This window comes from Microbacterium sp. NPDC077663 (assembly GCF_044542795.1).
Lineage (GTDB): Bacteria > Actinomycetota > Actinomycetes > Actinomycetales > Microbacteriaceae > Microbacterium.
The window spans coordinates 452,871-471,219 of the sequence record NZ_JBITVE010000002.1 but is presented as its reverse complement, the minus strand read 5'-3'; the positions used below and the strand labels follow the sequence as shown (position 1 = coordinate 471,219).

Annotated in this window: 19 protein-coding genes; 11 read left to right on the top strand and 8 right to left on the bottom strand. The window is 69.6% G+C overall.

Annotated elements, in window-relative coordinates; genetic code table 11:
• Positions 1-120 precede the first annotated feature (120 nt).
• Both ACIGEP_RS09730 and ACIGEP_RS09725 read left to right on the top strand, forming a co-directional pair.
• Positions 121-399, top strand: a complete 279-nt coding sequence (locus ACIGEP_RS09730; protein WP_064002669.1) for an HU family DNA-binding protein — start codon at positions 121-123, stop codon at positions 397-399.
• An 82-nt stretch (positions 400-481) separates the two neighbouring features.
• Positions 482-2,473, top strand: a complete 1,992-nt coding sequence (locus ACIGEP_RS09725; protein WP_396661422.1) for a cytochrome c oxidase assembly protein — start codon at positions 482-484, stop codon at positions 2,471-2,473.
• A gap of 6 nt (positions 2,474-2,479) precedes the next feature.
• Here the strand turns inward: ACIGEP_RS09725 and ACIGEP_RS09720 are convergent, their stop codons facing one another.
• A complete protein-coding gene (locus ACIGEP_RS09720) occupies positions 2,480-3,622 on the bottom strand; it encodes a hypothetical protein (RefSeq protein WP_396661421.1) in 1,143 nt (380 codons plus the stop codon).
• Between the two features lie 44 nt (positions 3,623-3,666).
• Here ACIGEP_RS09720 and ACIGEP_RS09715 point away from each other — a divergent pair, with 44 nt between their 5' ends.
• Complete coding sequence (locus ACIGEP_RS09715) at positions 3,667-5,049, top strand: ATP-dependent RecD-like DNA helicase (protein WP_396661420.1); 1,383 nt, start codon at positions 3,667-3,669, stop codon at positions 5,047-5,049.
• A 22-nt stretch (positions 5,050-5,071) separates the two neighbouring features.
• Here ACIGEP_RS09715 and ACIGEP_RS09710 read toward each other — a convergent pair whose 3' ends face one another.
• Entirely contained in the window at positions 5,072-5,725 is a 654-nt protein-coding gene (locus ACIGEP_RS09710) for a heme oxygenase (biliverdin-producing) (RefSeq protein ID WP_396661419.1), read from the bottom strand.
• A gap of 47 nt (positions 5,726-5,772) precedes the next feature.
• The gene (locus ACIGEP_RS09705) at positions 5,773-6,084 is read right to left on the bottom strand and encodes a DUF2470 domain-containing protein (protein ID WP_396661418.1); all 312 of its coding nucleotides are present in this window, start codon (positions 6,082-6,084) and stop codon (positions 5,773-5,775) included.
• An 83-nt stretch (positions 6,085-6,167) separates the two neighbouring features.
• Between ACIGEP_RS09705 and ACIGEP_RS09700 the strand changes: the two genes are divergently transcribed.
• Together ACIGEP_RS09700 and ACIGEP_RS09695 are read left to right on the top strand one after the other, a co-directional pair.
• Positions 6,168-7,421, top strand: coding sequence for a serine hydrolase domain-containing protein (locus tag ACIGEP_RS09700; protein ID WP_396661417.1), 1,254 nt, complete (start codon positions 6,168-6,170; stop codon positions 7,419-7,421).
• Positions 7,418-8,293: an EamA family transporter gene (locus tag ACIGEP_RS09695; protein ID WP_396661416.1), complete on the top strand. Its 876-nt coding sequence runs from the start codon at positions 7,418-7,420 to the stop codon at positions 8,291-8,293. Before ACIGEP_RS09700 ends, ACIGEP_RS09695 begins: the two co-directional genes overlap by 4 nt.
• A 107-nt stretch (positions 8,294-8,400) precedes the next feature.
• Here the strand turns inward: ACIGEP_RS09695 and ACIGEP_RS09690 are convergent, their stop codons facing one another.
• Positions 8,401-8,742, bottom strand: coding sequence for a hypothetical protein (locus ACIGEP_RS09690; protein ID WP_396661415.1), 342 nt, complete (start codon positions 8,740-8,742; stop codon positions 8,401-8,403).
• Positions 8,743-8,873: 131 nt separating this feature from the next.
• Here ACIGEP_RS09690 and ACIGEP_RS09685 point away from each other — a divergent pair, with 131 nt between their 5' ends.
• The 3 genes from ACIGEP_RS09685 (at position 8,874) to ACIGEP_RS09675 (ending at position 12,109) form a co-directional block, all read left to right on the top strand.
• Complete coding sequence (locus tag ACIGEP_RS09685; RefSeq protein WP_396661414.1) at positions 8,874-9,380, top strand: MarR family winged helix-turn-helix transcriptional regulator; 507 nt, start codon at positions 8,874-8,876, stop codon at positions 9,378-9,380.
• An 81-nt stretch (positions 9,381-9,461) separates the two neighbouring features.
• Positions 9,462-9,821, top strand: a complete 360-nt coding sequence (locus tag ACIGEP_RS09680) for a hypothetical protein (RefSeq protein WP_396661412.1) — start codon at positions 9,462-9,464, stop codon at positions 9,819-9,821.
• Positions 9,822-9,856: 35 nt separating this feature from the next.
• Positions 9,857-12,109, top strand: a complete 2,253-nt coding sequence (locus tag ACIGEP_RS09675; RefSeq protein ID WP_396661411.1) for a family 78 glycoside hydrolase catalytic domain — start codon at positions 9,857-9,859, stop codon at positions 12,107-12,109.
• A gap of 9 nt (positions 12,110-12,118) precedes the next feature.
• Here ACIGEP_RS09675 and ACIGEP_RS09670 read toward each other — a convergent pair whose 3' ends face one another.
• On the bottom strand, positions 12,119-12,997 hold the full coding sequence (locus tag ACIGEP_RS09670) for an aldo/keto reductase (RefSeq protein WP_396661410.1): 879 nt from the start codon (positions 12,995-12,997) through the stop codon (positions 12,119-12,121).
• Positions 12,998-13,118: 121 nt separating this feature from the next.
• Between ACIGEP_RS09670 and ACIGEP_RS09665 the strand changes: the two genes are divergently transcribed.
• The gene (locus tag ACIGEP_RS09665; protein ID WP_396661408.1) at positions 13,119-14,165 is read left to right on the top strand and encodes an NAD(P)-dependent alcohol dehydrogenase; all 1,047 of its coding nucleotides are present in this window, start codon (positions 13,119-13,121) and stop codon (positions 14,163-14,165) included.
• Positions 14,166-14,274: 109 nt separating this feature from the next.
• On the top strand, positions 14,275-14,619 hold the full coding sequence (locus ACIGEP_RS09660) for a hypothetical protein (protein ID WP_396661407.1): 345 nt from the start codon (positions 14,275-14,277) through the stop codon (positions 14,617-14,619).
• Positions 14,620-14,642: 23 nt separating this feature from the next.
• On the opposite strand, the gene ACIGEP_RS09655 is transcribed toward ACIGEP_RS09660, so the two are convergent.
• The 3 genes from ACIGEP_RS09655 to ACIGEP_RS09645 form a co-directional block, all read right to left on the bottom strand.
• Positions 14,643-15,143 (bottom strand): hypothetical protein, encoded by a 501-nt coding sequence (locus tag ACIGEP_RS09655; RefSeq protein WP_396661406.1) that lies wholly within the window; start codon positions 15,141-15,143, stop codon positions 14,643-14,645.
• A 12-nt stretch (positions 15,144-15,155) separates the two neighbouring features.
• Positions 15,156-16,517 carry a Na+/H+ antiporter NhaA gene (nhaA, locus tag ACIGEP_RS09650; RefSeq protein WP_396661405.1) on the bottom strand — a complete coding sequence of 454 codons (1,362 nt, stop codon included), beginning with the start codon at positions 16,515-16,517 and terminating at the stop codon, positions 15,156-15,158.
• An 87-nt stretch (positions 16,518-16,604) separates the two neighbouring features.
• Positions 16,605-17,012 (bottom strand): hypothetical protein, encoded by a 408-nt coding sequence (locus tag ACIGEP_RS09645; protein ID WP_396661404.1) that lies wholly within the window; start codon positions 17,010-17,012, stop codon positions 16,605-16,607.
• Between the two features lie 284 nt (positions 17,013-17,296).
• Between ACIGEP_RS09645 and ACIGEP_RS09640 the strand changes: the two genes are divergently transcribed.
• On the top strand, positions 17,297-18,286 hold the full coding sequence (locus ACIGEP_RS09640; RefSeq protein WP_396661403.1) for a MetQ/NlpA family ABC transporter substrate-binding protein: 990 nt from the start codon (positions 17,297-17,299) through the stop codon (positions 18,284-18,286).
• The last annotated feature ends 63 nt before the right edge of the window (positions 18,287-18,349 follow it).

The following is an 18,349-nucleotide window of genomic DNA, read 5'->3' as shown; positions in this document are numbered from 1 at the left end:
CGAAGATCCGCGGAATTCCGCGGTTCGTGGGTATATTCGGGACCGGTCGCAACGACCAACCGGCGGAATCCCGTCGGTCCGAGTAACTGAAGACGGCGACCCGCCGTCTGGAGGAGCACCATGGCCATCACTAAGACCGAACTCGTCGCCAGCATCGCCAGCGCCACCGGCGAGAGCCAGGCCACCGTCTCGCGCGTCGTCGACGGCCTGTTCTCGTCCGTCTCCGAGGCCGTCGCCAAGGGCGAGAAGGTCTCGATCCCGGGCTGGATCGCGTTCGAGCAGGTCGAGACCTCGGCTCGCACCGGCCGCAACCCGCAGACGGGTGCCGAGATCAACATCCCCGCCGGCAAGCGCGTCAAGGTCAGCGCCGGCTCGAAGCTGAAGGCTGCCGTCAAGTAAGACGCTGCAGACGAACGAAGGGGGATGCCGCGAGGCATCCCCCTTCGGCGTTCCCCCACCCGTCCGCGCGTAGGCTTGACGGGTGAACCCCCGCGCTCTCCGACTCGCCGGCCCGGCGATCCTCGCGGGCGCAGGCCTGGTCGCGCTCCTGCTAGGCCTCGCCTACGGCGGCGGTGCCGCACCGCTCGTCATCGCGGACCCGGGACCGGTCGTGCGCTGGGGCCTTCCGGTGGCGGAACTGGTCGTGAACCTCTCGGCGGCCCTCCTCGTCGGCTCGCTCGTGCTCGCCATGTTCGCGTTCGCGTCGGGTACGAAGGAGTTCGACCTGGCGCTGGATGCCGCCTCTGCCGGCGCCGCGATCCTCACCGTCTCGGCGGGCACGACCGCCTACCTCACCTTCCTCAAGGTGATTCCAGCGCGTCCGAGTGCGGACGCGGCCTTCGGTGAGCAGCTCGGCCGTTTCCTCGTCGACACCGACCCTGGCCGCGCGTGGCTCATGACCACGGTGGCGGCGGCGGCGCTGACCGTCCTCGCCTTCGCCGTGCGCGGATGGCTCGCGACTCTCCTCGTGACCATCCTCGCGATCGCGGCGATGGTGCCCATGGCGACCGCCGGCCACACCGGCAGCGAGGCCAACCACAATTCGGCCGTCACCTCGCTCTCGCTCCACATCATCGCGGCCGCCGCCTGGCTGGGCGGGTTGCTGCTCATCGTGCTGCTGCGCCCGGTGCTCTCGCGCGACAAGCTGGCCGTCGTCCTGCAGCGCTACTCGAGCATCGCGCTCGCCGCCTTCGTCGTCGTCACCCTCTCCGGTGTCGCCCGCGCGCTCATCGGTCTCGTCACCCCGGCCAACGTCTTCTCGCCGTACGGCGCGCTCGTCACGGTCAAGGTCGGCGCACTGCTCGCCCTCGGCGTGCTCGGTGCGATTTATCGACGCCGGCTGATCGCCGGCATCCGCGACACCGCCGTCGCCGCCCGGTTCTGGACCCTGGTCGCCGTCGAGGTCGCCGTCATGGGCATCGCCTCGGGCGCCGCGGTCGCGCTCTCGCTCACCCCTCCTCCGGTCGACACGACGATCCCGACCGATGCGACGGCTGCCGAGGTGCTCACCGGCTCCCCGCTCCCGCCCGAGCTGACGCCGCTGCGCTTCGTGACCGCGTGGGATGTCGACCTGCTGTGGGCGTTCGCGGTCGGCTTCGGCCTGTTCTTCTACCTGGCGGGTGTCCGCCGCCTGCGGCGCCGCGGCGACGCCTGGCCGATCGGTCGCACCATTCTGTGGGTGACGGGGCTGCTGCTCCTGCTCTACGTGACGTGCGGCCCGGTGAACGCCTATCAGGACTACCTGTTCAGCATGCACATGGTCGGCCACATGCTGCTGTCGATGGCGATTCCGATGTGCCTCGTGTTCGGCGCTCCCGTGACGCTCGCCTCGCGCGCGATCCGCAAGCGCGATGACGGCACCCGCGGCGGCCGGGAGTGGATCCTGTGGGCGGTCCACAGCCCGTACGCGAAGGTCATCACGCATCCGCTCGTGGCTGCCGCGCTGTTCATCGTGTCGCTCTGGGCGTTCTACTACACCGACATCTTCCGGTGGACCCTGTACGACCACCTGGGGCACGAGTGGATGGTGCTCCACTTCCTCACGGTCGGCTACCTCTTCGTGCTCTCGCTCGTCGGCATCGACCCCGTGCCCTACCGGCTTCCCCACCCCGGTCGCCTGCTGACCCTGATCGGCGTCATGGCGATGCACGCGTTCTTCGGCATCTCGATCATGATGTCGTCCGGGCTGTTCGTCGCGGAGTGGTTCGGCTCGATGGGACGCACCTGGGGTCTCGATCCGCTCGCCGACCAGTACACGGGCGGCGGCATCGCCTGGTCGATCGGCGAGATCCCGACCCTCATCCTCGCGATCGTCGTGGCCGTGCAGTGGAGCCGGTCCGACGAACGGCGCCAGCGTAGCAGCGACCGCCAGGCCGACCGCAGCGGCGACGCCGAACTCGAGGCCTACAACGCCACGCTCGCCGCGATCGCGGCGCGAGACGAGCGCAACGCCCGGCGCGAAGCAGCGCGCTGAGCCCGGTCAGTCCGCGGCCGACACGGCGATCGAGGCGGTGCCGTCGGGGAGGATCGAGATCTTGCCCGTCAGGAAGAACGGCACCAACTCGGTCACGGGGTAGATCGAGCCGTCGAAGATCGACTGGATCTGCACGTCGATCTTCGCGACCGCCTGGGTGCGGGTGATCGCCCAGCCCGCGCCGTCGGGTTCGAGGGTGACGACGGGGTTCTCCTCCATCGACCAGGTGGGCGGCTCGACGATGCGGTTGCGCACGTAGTAGCCGAAGGGGCATCCCGTCGGCTGGAGCACCTTCTGCGTGGCACACTCCGCGAGGAACGCGTCGACCTCTCGCTGGACGACGCCGACGAACTCGTCCGTCGGTTCCGCCTGGAACGAGACCGGGATCTCGGCGAGCGGAGTGTCGGAGAGCACCGCGACCCCGGGGCTCGTCGTCGCGGCGGTGTCGACGGTGATCGAGTACAGGCCGGGCGAGAACGCGAGCATCCGGATCGGCTCGAGGGGATCGGCGTCCTCGCCGTCCGGCGACACCTGACGCTTGTCGATCTCGAACCCGTTCACCTGGAACTGCATCGACCCGCGGACACCCAGTTCGATGACGGCGAGGGGACTCTGCGCGAACCGCCAGCGGGGCAGGATGCCGCCCTCCTCCTCATCGCGCTCGACCTCGAACGTCGTCTCGCCCGCGTGACCGCCCACCCGGTAGGTGACAGCGACGGAGACCGTGCCGTCGGCATCCGCTTCTTCCGAGACCGGTTCGACCTCGGACAGCGGCGTGAGCGTCGTGCTGCGCAGGAGCGCGGCGCTGGCGTCGGCGGGCAGTCCCGCCGCGGCGAGGTCCTTGGACGTCGCCGAGACGCCCGGCACGAGCAGGGCGTCGGCGGCACGGCCGTCGGCGAGCAGGTGCAGGTAGTCGAGCACGAACGCCGTCGGGCTGTAGAGCTGACGGTAGAGGACGCCGGAGGTCGCTCCGACGGCGCCGAGGAAGAGGACTCCGACGATGCCGAGCACCGTCAGGTCGAACGCGAGCTTGCGGCGACGCCGCGGCCCCGCGACGGTGGCCGTGCGCGTGGCGGCCGCAGGAGCGTCCGGTGCGGAGGCGGTGGGCGCGGCGGCATCCGTCACCGCTTCATCCGCCGCCTGTTCCACACGCTCAGTCTAGGAAAGCCCGGCTGGTAGCTAGCATTGTTCCGGTGAGCACGCCGCCCCTGTCTCCCGAACAGGACGCGCTCTTCCGTCTCATCGAGGACACCCGCGAGCACGTGTTCGTGACCGGTCGTGCCGGCACCGGCAAGTCGACCCTCCTGCAGCACCTCGCCTGGAACACGAACAAGCAGATCGCCGTCTGCGCGCCCACCGGAGTCGCGGCCCTGAACGTCGAGGGCCAGACGATCCACTCGCTGTTCAAGCTGCCGATCGGCCTCATCGCCGACAGCGAGATCGAGCAGACCGACGCGACCCGCAAGATCCTCAATGCGATCGACACGCTCATCATCGACGAGGTCTCGATGGTGAACGCCGACGTCATGGACGCCATCGACCGTTCGCTGCGGCAGGCGCGCCGCAAGCGCGCCGAGGCCTTCGGCGGCGTGCAGGTCGTCATGTTCGGCGACCCCTATCAGCTCTCCCCGGTGCCGCCTCGCGGCGACGAGCTGCGCTACATCCAGGACCACTACCGCTCGTTCTGGTTCTTCGACGCGCAGGTGTGGGCGGGACCCCGAGCGGATGCCGGGGCGATCCGCTCCGACGGGCTGCTCGACCTCGGCCGGGTCGGCGCTCCGCTGCACATCGCCGAGCTCCGCGACATCCACCGGCAATCCGACGACGACTTCAAGGCGATGCTCAACGCCGTCCGGCACGGGATCGTGACGGCCGACATCGCGGGGGCCCTGAACGCCGCCGGCGCCCGCAAGCCCCCGGAGCCCGCGGCGGGCGAGGTGCCGATCATCACCCTCGCGACGCGCAACGACATCGTCTCGCGTATCAACCAGCGACACCTCGACGCGCTGCCCGGGCCCGCTCAGACCGCCCGCGCGGAGATCAGCGGCGACTTCGGCCGCGGTGACGCCTACCCCGCCGACCAGGAGCTGCAGTTGAAGGTGGGCGCGCAGGTGATGTTCCTGCGCAACGACATCGGCGGGTTCGGCGGCGACGGACCCCGGTGGGTCAACGGCTCGATCGGCACCGTCACACGCATCGCCGGAGGAACCGTCCGCGTCGAGCTCGACGGCGAGGAGCACGACGTCGAACCGACCGTGTGGGAGAAGTTCCGCTACGCCTACGACCCGGGCACCCGCAAGCTCACGCGCGAGATCGTCGCCGAGTACACGCAGTTCCCCCTGCGCCTCGCGTGGGCCGTCACCATCCACAAATCGCAGGGCAAGACGTACGACCGGGCCATCGTCGACCTCGGGAACGGCGCCTTCGCGCCCGGGCAGACATACGTCGCGCTGTCGCGGTTGACCACGCTCGACGGGCTCTACCTGTCGCGGCCGCTACGCCCGGCCGACATCCTCGTCGACCGCGACGTGCGCCGGTTCATGGCCGGGGTGCGGGCTGCGCAGAACGCGGGGTGAGCCGCGGCTTCCGTCGCGCGGATCAGGCGGCGGAGGTACGCTTCGCGGCCGCGAGATCGGCGAACAGGTCGGTGTTGAAGCGGTAGGCGAGCAGGACCTCGTCGATCACGCGCTCGCGCTCGGCGGCATCCCACGGCACTGCGTCGAGCTGCTCGCGGTAGACGTCCTTGAAGGCGTCGGGGTCGGCGATGTCGTCGAAGAGGTAGAAGCCGATCCCGTTGGTCTCGAAGCCGAACCGGCGCGACATCACCCGCGCGATGAACTGACCGCCCGACAGGTCGCCGAGGTAGCGCGTGTAGTGGTGGGCGACGAAGCCGCCGGGCCAGGTCGCGCCGACCTCGGCGATACGCGCGACGTAGCGGGCGGTGGTCGGCAGCGGGGCGATGCGGTCGCGCCAGTCCTGGCCGATGAGGAACTCGAGGTCCGCCTCGAGGGCGGGCAGGCGGGTCAGCTTGTCGCTGAGGAACCGGGATGCCACGGGATCGCCGCTCATGCGGGCGGCCGCCGACTCGAGCGCCTCGTAGATGAACCAGTGCTGCGCGACGAGGGCGACGTAGTCCTCGCGGGAACCTTCGCCGCGCATGAGGTCCGACATGAAGTCGGCACCCTCGCTCGACGAGTGGGCGCTGGCGGAGCGGGCGCGGACGGCGGCGGAGAAGGGGACGGGCTCGGACATGGCCCCGAGCGTACAGTAAGGCTCAGCTAACCTGAAGGTCGGATTCCTTAGGAATGCGCGCGGGGTTCGATGCCGAGCCGCATGCAGGCTGCGTCGTACAGCGCGACGATCTCGCGCCGCACCTCGCTGCGCTCGGTGATGGTGCCGCCGGGCCAGGGGACGCGGATGACCTCTTCGGCGCCGTCCGCCGTGATGACGTGCCACTGGCCCGCGTCGCCGTCGAACGTCGTCATCGTCGCGGAGATGACGTCGGGGATCGGCGAGAACGCTCGTGCGATGAGCACGTTGTCGTCGGCGTGGTCGGCGTTCATGTGATGGAGGACGGCGCGCAGCACGGCGTCGTCGAAGACGGCGGTCATGCGCACAGCCTACGAGGGCGCGACGGTCGCGGTCGGCGGGTGTGCTGTAATCATGGGACGGGAAAAACGGGGGTGATCTGCGCGTGGCAGGACGAGTGTCGAGGCGAGTGGTCGCAGCAGTGACGGCGCTCGGTCTCGCGATCGGTCTCGGCGCCTGCGCACCGGAGCCCGAGCGCATCGACATCGGCGTCGACCAGGTGGACGGGGCGCTCCCGTCGGAGCTGACCGATCAGATGCAGGCGCTCACCGAGACGGCGATGACCGCCGTCGGCGCGAGTGGGGCGATCGTCTCGGTCTCGGTGCCCTGGTCGGGTGAGTGGGTCGCCGGCGTCGGTACGTCGGGCGCGGGCGGGCCCGCGGTCGACCCCGCCATGACCTTCAAGGCCGTCAACGTCACCCGCGCCATGACCTGCGACGTGCTCTACGCGCTCGTCGAGAACGGCACGGTCGCCCTCGACGACAGCATCACGGAGTACGTCGACTCGTATCCGGGTGAGAGCGACATCACGCTCGGCGAGCTGTGCGACAGCACGAGCGGGCTGCACGGCTACCTCGGCGCGATCTTCGACCGGGTCCTGGCCACGCCCGAGCGCACCTGGAACCCGCGCGAGCTCATCGCTTACGGGCTCGGCCAGCCGCGGGCGTTCGAGCCCGGCGCGCGTTTCGCCGAGTCCGACACGGGTTACGTGCTGCTCGGCGTCGTGCTCGAGCGCGCGGCGAACACGCCGTTGAACGAGCTCTTCGACGAGTACGTCTTCCAACCCCTCGGCATGACGTCGAGCTCGCTGCCGACCGGTGTCGGCGGCGGTGACCGGCTCAAGGGGTCCTACCTCGCCTCGGGTGAGGACGGCAAGGCCGACTGCAGCGCTCCGACGGACATGACGGACCTCACCTCGAGCGTGGGTTCTGCTGCGGCCGGAGCGGTGTCGAGCGTCGCGGACCTCTCGACCTACGTCCGCGCGCTGGCCGTCGGCGCACGCCCCTACGACGTCGAGCAGCGCCTCGCGGACGCTCGCCCGGTCGCCGACTCGCAGCCCACCTGGTTCGCGGCCACGGGCGGCACGTACCAGGGCGACAGCCTCGTCGGGCAGTACGGATCGCTTCCCGGCTACATGGTCGCGGCATTCGCCGACCGCGAGACGGGCATGTCGGTCGTCGTCGTCCTGAACGACTCGCGCGCCTCGTCGAACGTGGCGCGACTGCTGGCGTGGCAGCTCGCGGCGCTGGCGTCGAAGGCTCCGGCTGCCGACGGCCGCACCGCTCCGGAGATGGGCCTGCCGTGGACGGTCGAGAGCCTCGGCGAGGAACTCGCCGGCTACGCCATCTGCGGGGAGTGACCACACGCAGCGCTCCCACGACCGCCGTCGTCCTGGTGGTCGTGGGCCTGTGCTGTCAGGAGGTCGGCGCCTCGCTCGCCGTCCTGCTGTTCCCGCAGGTCGGACCGATCGGCATGGTGATGCTGCGCCTGGTGTTCTCGGCCCTCATCCTGTGGGCGATCGCCCGCCCGTCGCTGCGTGGCCGCACCCGCAGTGCGTGGGTCGCCGTCGTGCAGCTCGGGATCGCGCTCGCCGTCATGAACGGCTTCTTCTACCTCGCGCTCGAGCGGCTCGCCCTCGGGGTCACGGTGACGATCGAGATCCTGGGGCCGCTCGCCCTGTCGATCATCGCCAGCCGTCGCGCGTCCGCGTGGCTGTGGGCGGGTCTCGCGCTCGTGGGCGTCGTCGCCCTCGGTGGGGGCGGCTTCGACCGCCTCGATCCGCTCGGGGTCGTCTTCGCCCTCGGTGCGGCGGTCAGCTGGGCGTTCTACATCCTGGCATCCGCCAAGGTGGGTGCCGCCATCCCGAAGCTCGACGGTCTGGCCCTCGCCATGGCGGTCGGCGCGCTCCTCGCGCTGCCCTTCGGTGTCGCGGATGCCGGTGCGTCACTGCTACGCCTGGACCTCGTCGCGCTCGGCGCGGCGGTCGCCGTGCTGTCGTCGACCATCCCGTACGCCCTCGAACTCATCGCCCTGCGGCGACTGCCGGCGGCGGCGTTCTCGATCCTCATGGCGCTCGCCCCAGCGACTGCGTCGATCGCCGGATTCCTGCTGCTCGGCCAGCATCTGTCGCCGCTCGAGATCGCCGGGATCGCGCTCGTCATCATCGCGTCGATCGGCGCCGTCCGCGCCGCAGGACGCCGGGCGCGAGAGGTGGCCGAGCCCGTCGGCTGAGGCGCTCTTCTCGAGAGCGCGCATCGGTGCTCGGAGCGCCGGCTGGTGACGGTGCAAGAGGCACGCTCTCAGCACGCGAGGGCGCTTTCGAGAACGGATGCCGCGGGTCAGTCGCCGCTGGTCTCCTCGTGGCCGACGGAGCGGGCCTCGAGGTAGGCGCACAGCTCGGCGGCGACGGAGAGCTCGACGGCCATCCCGTGCAGTTGGAAGCTGCTCAGCGTCGTGGAGTCGGGATGCGGCTCGATGGTCACGCTCCAGGTCGCGGAGCCGACCTCCACCGGCTGCATGAAGATAGTGACGGTCGCGTTCTCGAGGGGCACGATGACGAGGCCGGTGTCGTCACCGTCGGTCCCGTCCTGCACGATGACTTTGATGCGCTCGCCGGCGCCGCGCGCCTCGTGGAACTCGTCGACCCAGCGTTCGAGGGTTTCTCTGCTTCGGAACGGCATGGGCTTCCCCTCTCACGGTTGCGGGAGAGTAGCGGATCCTGGGACACGTGGCTACTGGCGGCTGTCCGCCTGCTCCCATCCCCTATTCTCGACGATGTCGTCGCATTCGGCGCGACCGGTAGGGAGTGGATGTGGCGGACGGCGAGCACACGGCCGGTTACTGGTACGACGAGGCTCCGGGGGAGCGGGATCGTGCCCGACGTGTGCTGGAGGCTCTTCGCACCTACCGCGCCGCCGAAGCCGCCATGCGCCGCCGCACCCGGGACTCGATGGCGATGGGCGAGAACGAGCTGCTCGCGCTGCGTTACCTCATCCGCCAGCCGGATCACTCCGCCCGCCCCGCCGAACTCGTCAAGTACCTCGGGGTCACCTCGGCCTCGATCACGACGATGCTCGACCGGCTCGAGAAGACCGGACGCGTCGAGCGGATCGCCAATCCCACCGACCGGCGCAGCATCTTCGTCCGGGCGACGACGCATGCGAACGACGAGGTGCGCGAAACGCTCGGGCGGATGCACGGGCTCATGTACGACGTCGCCGTCGGGATGACCCCCGACGAGCAGGAGCACGTCGTCGCCTTCCTGCAGAAGATGACGGATGCGGTTGACGACGTCGCTCCCGTGACCGCTGAGGCCTGACCGCGGCATCCGCTGTACTCGCCGGGCGCCGGGAATGCAACCGCTCTCGCGAATGCGTTTCCACGGCACATAGTGGTGCGTATGAGATGCATCACGTACGCCGGCGAGACCGTGGTCACGACCGATGACGTCGCCGAGGCACTCGTCATTCTGACTGCGGCCGTCGCGGAATCGGGCCGGGCGGACGCCGTCACCATCCCGATCGTCTTCGAGAAGAACGGCCAGATCGGAGAGGCCTCCCTCGTGATCGGCGTCGGGAACGATGTCCTCTCGGTCGCGACCGAGTGGGACCGGCCGGAGCCTGATTTCTCCTTCGCTGCCACGCAGTTGCGGCACCACCCGCACTTCCCTCGCGGGGACCAGAGTTCGGGTGAGAGCATCTACGACGAGGGACCCGACTCGTTCTGGGATCCCGACCTCGACGGGTTCGGCCGGGCGTGACCTCGTCGGGCTCCGCCCGAATGGAAGGTCGCGACATGCGTGGATCCCCTCTCGACGATGCTGCCTTTCTGACAGCGGACGCGGAGGAGGGAGTCGCCCCTCGGTTCCGCGGATCGGCGCCTCTTCACGCCCCGCGGGACGAGGTCCTTTCGGCCACGTTGTGGGCGACGGCGCAGGGGGTCTACGAAGCGACCGTCGACGGTGTGCCGGTCACCGAGTCGGTCCTGAACCCCGGGTGGACGTCGTACGAGTGGCGGCTCGCCTATCAGGCGTTCGACGTGTCGACGATCGTGCGGAGCGGACACGGCGACCTCGAGGTCTCCCTCCTCGTGGGCAACGGGTGGTGGCGTGGGCGTCTCGGGTTCGGGGACGCGAACGCCTCATACGGCGATCGGATCGCCGTCGCCGCGATGCTCGAAATCGAGTTCCGCGACGGGAGACGTCAGCGGGTGTCCACTTCGCCGGACTGGCGGGCGACGGCATCCGACATCACGCGCAACTCGCTCTACAAAGGCCAGACCGTCGACGCCCGGATCCGCGAGGACGAGCAGGTTCTCGCGGTCCGCACAGTGGAGGTCGATCGGCGAACGCTCGAACCGCAGGCGGCGCCGCCGATCCTGCGACACGAAACGCTCGCCCTGCGTCGGGTCTGGCATTCCCCGTCGGGGCGGCTCCTCATCGATTTCGGGCAGAACCTCGTGGGCTGGCTGCGATTCACCGTCCGCGGCCGGCGCGGGGACGTCATCCGCATCCGTCACGCCGAGGTCCTCGAGGACGGCGAGCTGGGGACACGCCCGCTCCGTCACGCCGACGCGATGGACGAGCTGATCCTCTCGGGCGGGGACGACGTGTTCGAGCCCACCTTCACGTTCCACGGCTTTCGCTACGTCGAGGTCGAGGGGTGGCCGGTCGAACTGCATCCGGAGGACCTCGAAGCGGTGGTGGTGCACTCCGAGATGGCGCGCACGGGGCACTTCCGATGCTCCGACGACCTCGTGAACCAGTTGGTCGAGAACGCCGTCTGGAGCCAGCGCGGCAACTTCCTCAGCGTCCCGACCGACTGCCCGCAGCGTGATGAGCGGTTGGGGTGGACCGGCGACATCGCCGCGTATGCGGCATCCGCCTCGTTCCCGTTCGACACGGCCGACTTCCTCGGCAGCTGGCTGCGCGATCTGCGGCTCGAGACCGAGCACGCCCCCAATCGTGCCGTGCCCTTCGTGGTGCCCGCGGTGCTGAAGTATGCGAACTTCCCGGCGGGACACTTCGACGGCTGGTCCGGGCCGACCGCGATCTGGGGCGATGCCGCGGTGTGGGTGCCGCAGGCGCTCTGGCACGCATACGGCGACCGCGAGCGCCTCGCCGAGCACTACCCCGCGATGGTCCTGCACCTGACCTCGATCGAGCCGCTGATCTCCGAGCGGGGCCTCTGGGAGCACGGCAACCAGTTCGGCGACTGGCTCGACCCCGACGCCCCGCCCGAGAGCCCCGAGGCGGCCAAGGCCGACCCCGCCGTCGTCGCGACCGCCTGCCTCTACCGGTCGGCGACCTTCGCCGCCGAAGCCGCCGCGGAACTCGGGGAGCAGACGGATGCCGCCCGTTGGCGCGCGCTCGCCGAGCGAACCCGGGCAGCCTTCCTCCGCCACTACGTCCAGAGCGACGGGCGCATCCACTCGGACTGCGCGACGGTCTACGCGCTCGCGATCACGTTCGACGTGCTCGAGGGTGACGTGCGCGACCGTGCGGCGGACCGACTCGTGGCCCTCGTCCGTGAGTCCGGATACCGCGTCACCACGGGTTTCGCAGGAACACCGTTCGTGACGTGGGCCCTCTCGGAGACCGGCCATGTCGAGGATGCGTACCGGCTGCTGCTGGAGCGGGAGTGCCCGTCGTGGCTCTACCCCGTCACGATGGGGGCGACCAGCGTGTGGGAGCGGTGGGACTCGATGCTTCCCGACGGGAGCATCAACCCCGGTGAGATGACGAGCTTCAACCACTACGCGCTGGGCGCGGTCGTCGACTGGGTCCATCAGGTGGTCGGCGGCCTGCGTCCCGCCTCACCCGGCTACGCTCGCGTGCGCGTCGAGCCGCGGCCGGGGCCCGGCATCGATTGGGCGGAGACCTCCCTCCACACGCGTCTGGGGCACGTCAGTGTCGCGTGGCGGATGACGGACGGGCAGCTCGATCTCGAGGTCGCCCTGCCCGACGGTCTGTCCGCCGACATCGCTCTGCCGGACGGCCGCGTCATCGAGGTCGACGGCGGCGGACACACCTTCACGTCGCGGGTCTGACGGGACCGCTCAGTCGTCGACACCCGGCGGCGGGGTGCCGAGCGACTCCACCGCGTCGAAGAAGTCGTCCGGGATCCGTGCGTCGATCAGGGGGCCGAGGGCCTCGAGCCGCGCGGTCGAGGTGATGCCGACCACAGTGGCATCGACGAGCGGGCTGCGCATCGAGAAGTGCAACGCGGCGGCAGCGAGGTCCACGCCGTGGTCGACGGCGAGGCTGCGGACGCGGCTCACGTGGGCTGCGAAGTCGGCGGGCATCGTGCGGTAGCCGAACGAGGTGTCGCCGTTGGCGAGCGTGCCGCCCCCGAAGGGCGCCGCATTGAGGACGGTCATCCCCTGAGCACGCGCCGCCTGGAAGACCGGCTCGGCCGTGCGCGTCACGAGCGTGTAGCGGTTGTGCGACAGGACGACGTCGAACGCGCCGGTGTCGACGTACTCCTGCACCTGCGACAGCGTGCCCGACGCGATCCCGATCGCGCCGATGACGCCCTGGTCGCGCAGGTCGATCAGGGCGGGAACGGCGCCGCCCGGCCCCATCGCCTCCGCGACGGTCAGGCCGTACGGGTCGTGCAGTTGATAGAGGGGAAGGCTGTCGAGCCCCAGCCGGGTCAGCGACTCGTCGAGCGACCGCTTCACCCGGTCGCCGTCGAAGACTCCGGTGTCGGGGTCGCTGTCGGCCTTCGAGTAGATCCGGGTGTGACCAGGGAGCCCGCCCGCGCGACGGATCGCGTCGCCGAGCGCCTGCTCGCTGTGTCCGCCGGCGTAGTTGTTGCTCGTGTCGACGTAGCCGAGCCGCGAGCGGATCAGGGCGTCGGCGAGCTCGTCCGCGCCGGGACGCTCGCCCAGGCGCGAGGCGCCGAGGATGATGGATGTGGGGGAGAGGGTCTTCATCGGGGCCTCCCGGCGTCGGTGCACGGTCACCTCCGACGATACCCACCGGCGTGCGCGTAGCGTGTGACGGGACGGATGCGCCGACCCGCGGCATCCGTCTCTCGAGCAGCAAGGAGAACCCATGCCCACCGTCGCCGCGTACGCAGCCCCCTCAGCCACCGATCCGCTCGTCCGGACGACGATCGAGCGACGCGAGACGGGGCCGCGCGACGTCCTCATCGCGATCCGCTACGCCGGGATCTGCCACTCCGACATCCACACCGTCCGCGGGGACTGGGGACCGGTGACCTATCCGCAGGTCGTCGGACATGAGATCGCCGGCGAGGTCGTCGAGGTCGGGAGCGAGGTGACCGGCTTCGCGATCGGTGACCGGGTCGGCGTCGGCTGCATGGTGAACTCGTGCCGCGAGTGCGAGAACTGCCGCGCCGGCATGGAGAACTACTGCCTGAAGGGGAACACGCAGACGTACGCCTCGGTCGACCGTGACGGCACGATCACGCAGGGCGGCTACTCGACGCACGTCGTCGTCGATCACGACTTCGTGCTGCGCATCCCCGAGTCGATCCCCTACGAGTCCGTCGCGCCGCTGCTGTGCGCCGGGATCACGACGTACTCGCCGCTCGCGCACTGGAAGGTCGGGCCCGGCTCGAAGGTCGCGGTCGTCGGCATGGGCGGGCTCGGGCACCTGGGCGTGAAGATCGCTGCCGCGATGGGTGCCGAGGTGACGGTCCTCTCGCAGACCCTGTCGAAGCAGGAGGACGGCCTGCGCTTCGGTGCCGCCCACTACTTCGCCACAAGCGACGACGCCACCTTCCGCACCCTCGCGAACACGTTCGACCTGATCCTCAACACGGTGAGTGCGCCGCTGAAGCTCGATTCCTACCTGCGGATGCTGCGCCTCGACGGCACCATGGTCAATGTCGGCGCCCCGCCCGAGCCCCTTCCGCTGCGGGTGTTCACCCTGTTCGGGAATCGTCGGTCGTTCGCCGGATCGAGCATCGGGTCGATCGCCGAGACGCAGGAGATGCTCGACTTCTGCGCCGAGCACGGCATCGTCCCCGAGACCGAGCTGATCGGCGTCGACGAGGTCAACGAGGCGTACGAGCGGGTACTGCGCTCGGACGTGCGATACCGCTTCGTCATCGACATCGAGACGCTGAAGGACTGACCCCGAAAAACTCTGCGGTTTCAGATCACCTGAGGGTGTTACCCTCGCGGCAGAGCGCGTCATCTTTCGCCGGGTATGCCGGCTCGGTCGCGCATGGAAAGACGAACACATGCCGTACCGCAGTCGTGCCACCCTGCAGCTCTGGCTCGAGGACTTCAGTGCCGCTCGGGAGGGCGGCGACCTGATCAAGGTCGTGATCCAGGACGATTCGTGGGGGGACGACGGCGGCCTGGTCGTCGTGCCGCTGCGGAACGCATCGACCACGGTGTACGTTCGTCCGCCGATGGGTGAAGATCCTCGTTGGCGGGTGGTGTTCGAGCCGCAGCTCGACGAGGTCGCCCTCAGCGCGGAAGAGACGGCTGCCCTCGTCGCCGAGCTCGCTACCGCCGCCGAACTGTGCGGATACCTCGAGGTCCGGTCGGTCGCGCACAACGAGGCCGCACCGACGGCCTGAGCCCGTGCGCCAGCCGTCTGCGGTCAGAGGTACTGATCCCGGGCGGCCTGGCGGATCGAGTGGTCTCGGATGTCGTCCCAATCGAGGACGACGACGCCGTGCTGCCCCACCGGGTCGCCGCAGCGAGCCAGCAGACGCTCGGTGAGGGCGGATCCGTCACCGCACTCGCTGACGTCGAGGAAGGTGATCTCGACGTCGCGCGCGTTGTCGCGCTCGAGCTCGGCGTGCACGCGGGCGCCGAGTGCGGACGCGATGCGGTCGAACGCGGACGTGTGTCGCGGCGCAAGCACCACGGCGAAGACGACATGACGGATGCCGGTGTGGCGTTTGGTCTCGACCGCGGCCAGCGAAGCGATGGCACGAAGCCTGTCCTTGCCGCTCTGTCGCGTGTGTTCGCGCAGATCCGCGAAGGCGAGAACCGCGCGAGGCCGTTCGCCGTCGTGGCCCCGCGCGTTCGTGAGCGCGGCGATTCCCCGAGCCACGGATGTGTCGGTGTCGCCGAGGGTGAGGACGGAGTGTTCCATGAGTCAGCGACCTTACTCCGCCGACCGCGTTTGCGCGCCAGGCGCGTCCTGGTAGATGTCGGGCGTACCGTCGGCATCCTCGTCGATCTGCTCTGCGGCGGCGATCTGCCGGTAGCGGCGATTGCGAGCGACCAGGATGACGGAGGCGACCGCTGCCGCGACGATCGACGCGATCATGATCGCGATCTTGGCGTCGTCGCCCTCGGTCGATCCCGCCGGGAAACTGAGTTCAGCGATGAGGAGCGACACAGTGAACCCGATGCCGGCGAGCAGCGCCACGCCGAGCATGTCGACCCAGCGCAGTGCCGGGTGCAGCCGGATCCTCGTCACGAGGGTGAGCGTCCGCACCGCGAGGAGGATGCCGATGGGCTTGCCGAGCACGAGCCCCGCGACGATGCCGAGGGCGACTGGGTCGGTTGCGGCGCGGAGGATTCCGTCCGCACCGCCCACGGCAACGCCCGCGGCGAAGAACGCGAACACGGGCACGGCGAAGCCGGCGGACAGAGGACGGAACCGGTGCTCGAACTCGTGCGCGAGGTCTGCCGCACGGGGGCCATCGGTCGCGCCGCGCGCCGGCTTGACGGGGATCGTGAATGCGAGGGCGACGCCCGCAATCGTGGCGTGCACCCCGGACGCGTGCAGGAACGCCCACGCGACGAACCCGATCGGGAGCAGCACGAGCCATGCGGCGAAGGGCCGGTTCGCGAACAGCGACCGGTACCGCTGGGCGACGAAGCCGTAGACGGCGATGACGCCGGCTGCCACGAGCAGGGGCACGACGGCGATCTCGTCGGTGTAGAAGACGGCGATGATCCCGATGGCGATGAGGTCGTCCACGACCGCGAGCGTCAGCAGGAAGATGCGGAGCGGGCTCGGCAGGTGCGATCCCACGAGCGCAAGAACGGCGACCGCGAAGGCGATGTCGGTGGCGGTCGGGATCGCCCACCCCTGTACGAGCCCGTCCTGTGCGCGGACGACGGCGACGTAGATCAGGGCGGGCACAGCCACTCCGCCGATCGCCGCGGTGACCGGGACGACCGCGGTGCTGAACCGCCGCAGGTCGCCGACGACGATCTCGCGCTTGAGCTCGAGTCCCACGAGGAAGAAGAAGATCGCGAGGAGGCCGTCGGCCGCCCACGCGCCCAGGGAGAGCTCGAGGTGCCACGGCTCGTAGCCGAAGCGGAAGTCGCGCAGAGCGAAATAGCTGTCGGATGCCGGTGAGTTGGCCCACACGATGGCCGCGACGGCCGCAACGACGAGCAGTGCGCCCCCGACGGCTTCCTTGCGGAGGATCGCAGAGACTCGAGCGGCTTCGGCATAGCCTGGCCACCGAGGAGTGCGGAGGTCGGCTCGATCGTTATGGGGCGCGGTCACGGGAGGTCCTCCGGAGGTCGACGAATGATGATGTCGACCAGGCTTCCCGACGCGCCGCATCCACCCTATCCGAGGGACCTGCACGGATCATGAGAGGGCGGCGAAGCGCTCCGTCTTCTCGACCGGCCCGATGACGATGAGCAGATTGCCGCTGCCGACCACGGAGGAGGCTCCTGCGGCGTGCCATTCGCCGTCGGCGCCCTTGATCTTGACGACCGTGACGCCGTAGCGGCGGCGAACCGCGGCCTGCTCGAGACTGAGTCCCACCATCTCGGCGGGCGCGACGGTCTTGGCGAGGACGAGGTCGCGGTCGAACTCGACGTAGTCCAGCATGGCGCCGCGCACCAGGTGGGCGATCCGGCGACCCATGTCGGCCTCGGGGAAGATGACGTGCTCGATGCCGAGCTGCTCGAGGATGAGCCCGTGCTGCTCGCTGATGGCCTTCGCCCAGATGGAACGCACCCCCATCCGCTTGAGCACGAAGTACTCGGTCACGTCGCGGGCCATCGCACGGACGGCGTCAGCCGCATCGTCGCCGTCCGCAAGAGTGTGAAAACGTGTTCCTCGAACCACTCGGTGACCTGGGAGAGGACGGCTCGAGCCATGTCCGTCTTCCCTTCCGGGACCGGGTGCGCGGTCTCGGAGGCGGGCCTCAACTCTGGTCGTAAGACGCGGTAACGCCTCGTCACGGAACGTCCCGCACCGAACGGACCGGTGCCCCGCGGGTTAGGAATGTGTCTCAGTCACACACCCACAGCTCGCACGAAGGATCACCCACCATGTCCGACCAGCCTCAGTCCCCACAGAACGACCTCCGGACGGCGGTCGCCGGAGAGAAGAAGCGCGCTCGCGTCGTGCTCTCCGTCGCCATCGGAGTGGTCGCCGTCGCCGCCATCGTGGGCGGTGTCGTGCTCGCCACCAACGCGTTCCGCACTCCGGCGGCCGGCGCGGCCGGTGACCCCGCCGCTGCGGCGGAGCCCTTCAGCGTCAAGATCGCCGTGTCCGAGGACAGCCCGTTCCAGGACGCCGTCAAGGAGGTCGCGGCCGAGAAGGGCCTCGACATCGAATGGGTCAACGTCGAGGACTGGGTTCTTCCGAACACCGAACTGGCGGCCGGTACGGTCGACGCCAATGCCTTCCAGCACATCCTCTACCTGAGCGCGTTCAACGCCGAGAACAACGAGGACCTGACTCCCGTCTTCTCAACCCTCATCACGCAGTGGGGCATCTTCTCGGCCTCCCTGGGCTCGGTCGAGGACGTGCCCGACGGCGCGAAGATCGCCATTCCGGACGACCCGTCCAACGGGGGCCGCGCGCTGAACATCCTCGAAGCGGCCGGCCTGATCGAGCTCTCGGCCGACAAGGGCGACTTCCCCTCGACCGATGACGTGACCGGGAACCCGAAGAAGCTCCAGTTCGTGGAGATCGCCGCCACGTCGATCGCGCAGCAGTTCGACGACCCGAGCCTCGCGGCGGTCGTCGTGGGCACCTCCTACTTCGATCCCAGCCAGGGCATCACGACCGACGACGCGCTGTTCCTCGACGACTCGCTCTCCGAGCAGAACCTCCCCTACGTGAACGTCATCGCCACCCGTGACGACAACAAGGACGACCCGGCGTGGGCGATCCTCAAGGAGGTCTACGCGGACGAGCGCGTCGCTGAGGCGAATGTGGAGGAGAACGCCGACACGACCGTCCTGGTCGACGTGCCCGTGGAGAAGCTCCGCGCAAAGTTGGCCGATCTCGAGGAGCAGGCAGCCTCCGAGTAGACCCGCCGCCCGCGCCATTCCTCTCGGGGTCGTGGTGGACTCACGTCCGCCACGACCCCCTCG

What these genes read in the sequence shown, in the direction of transcription:
- ACIGEP_RS09730 (WP_064002669.1), top strand. Translation starts at nt 121, where the DNA reads ATGGCCATCACTAAGACCGAACTCGTCGCCAGCATCGCCAGCGCCACC.
- ACIGEP_RS09710 (WP_396661419.1), bottom strand. Translation starts at nt 5,725, where the DNA reads ATGTCCGAGCCCGTCCCCTTCTCCGCCGCCGTCCGCGCCCGCTCCGCC.
- ACIGEP_RS09705 (WP_396661418.1), bottom strand. Translation starts at nt 6,084, where the DNA reads ATGACCGCCGTCTTCGACGACGCCGTGCTGCGCGCCGTCCTCCATCAC.
- ACIGEP_RS09690 (WP_396661415.1), bottom strand. Translation starts at nt 8,742, where the DNA reads ATGCCGTTCCGAAGCAGAGAAACCCTCGAACGCTGGGTCGACGAGTTC.
- ACIGEP_RS09680 (WP_396661412.1), top strand. Translation starts at nt 9,462, where the DNA reads ATGAGATGCATCACGTACGCCGGCGAGACCGTGGTCACGACCGATGAC.
- ACIGEP_RS09675 (WP_396661411.1), top strand. Translation starts at nt 9,857, where the DNA reads ATGCGTGGATCCCCTCTCGACGATGCTGCCTTTCTGACAGCGGACGCG.
- ACIGEP_RS09670 (WP_396661410.1), bottom strand. Translation starts at nt 12,997, where the DNA reads ATGAAGACCCTCTCCCCCACATCCATCATCCTCGGCGCCTCGCGCCTG.
- ACIGEP_RS09665 (WP_396661408.1), top strand. Translation starts at nt 13,119, where the DNA reads ATGCCCACCGTCGCCGCGTACGCAGCCCCCTCAGCCACCGATCCGCTC.
- ACIGEP_RS09660 (WP_396661407.1), top strand. Translation starts at nt 14,275, where the DNA reads ATGCCGTACCGCAGTCGTGCCACCCTGCAGCTCTGGCTCGAGGACTTC.
- ACIGEP_RS09655 (WP_396661406.1), bottom strand. Translation starts at nt 15,143, where the DNA reads ATGGAACACTCCGTCCTCACCCTCGGCGACACCGACACATCCGTGGCT.
- ACIGEP_RS09640 (WP_396661403.1), top strand. Translation starts at nt 17,297, where the DNA reads ATGTCCGACCAGCCTCAGTCCCCACAGAACGACCTCCGGACGGCGGTC.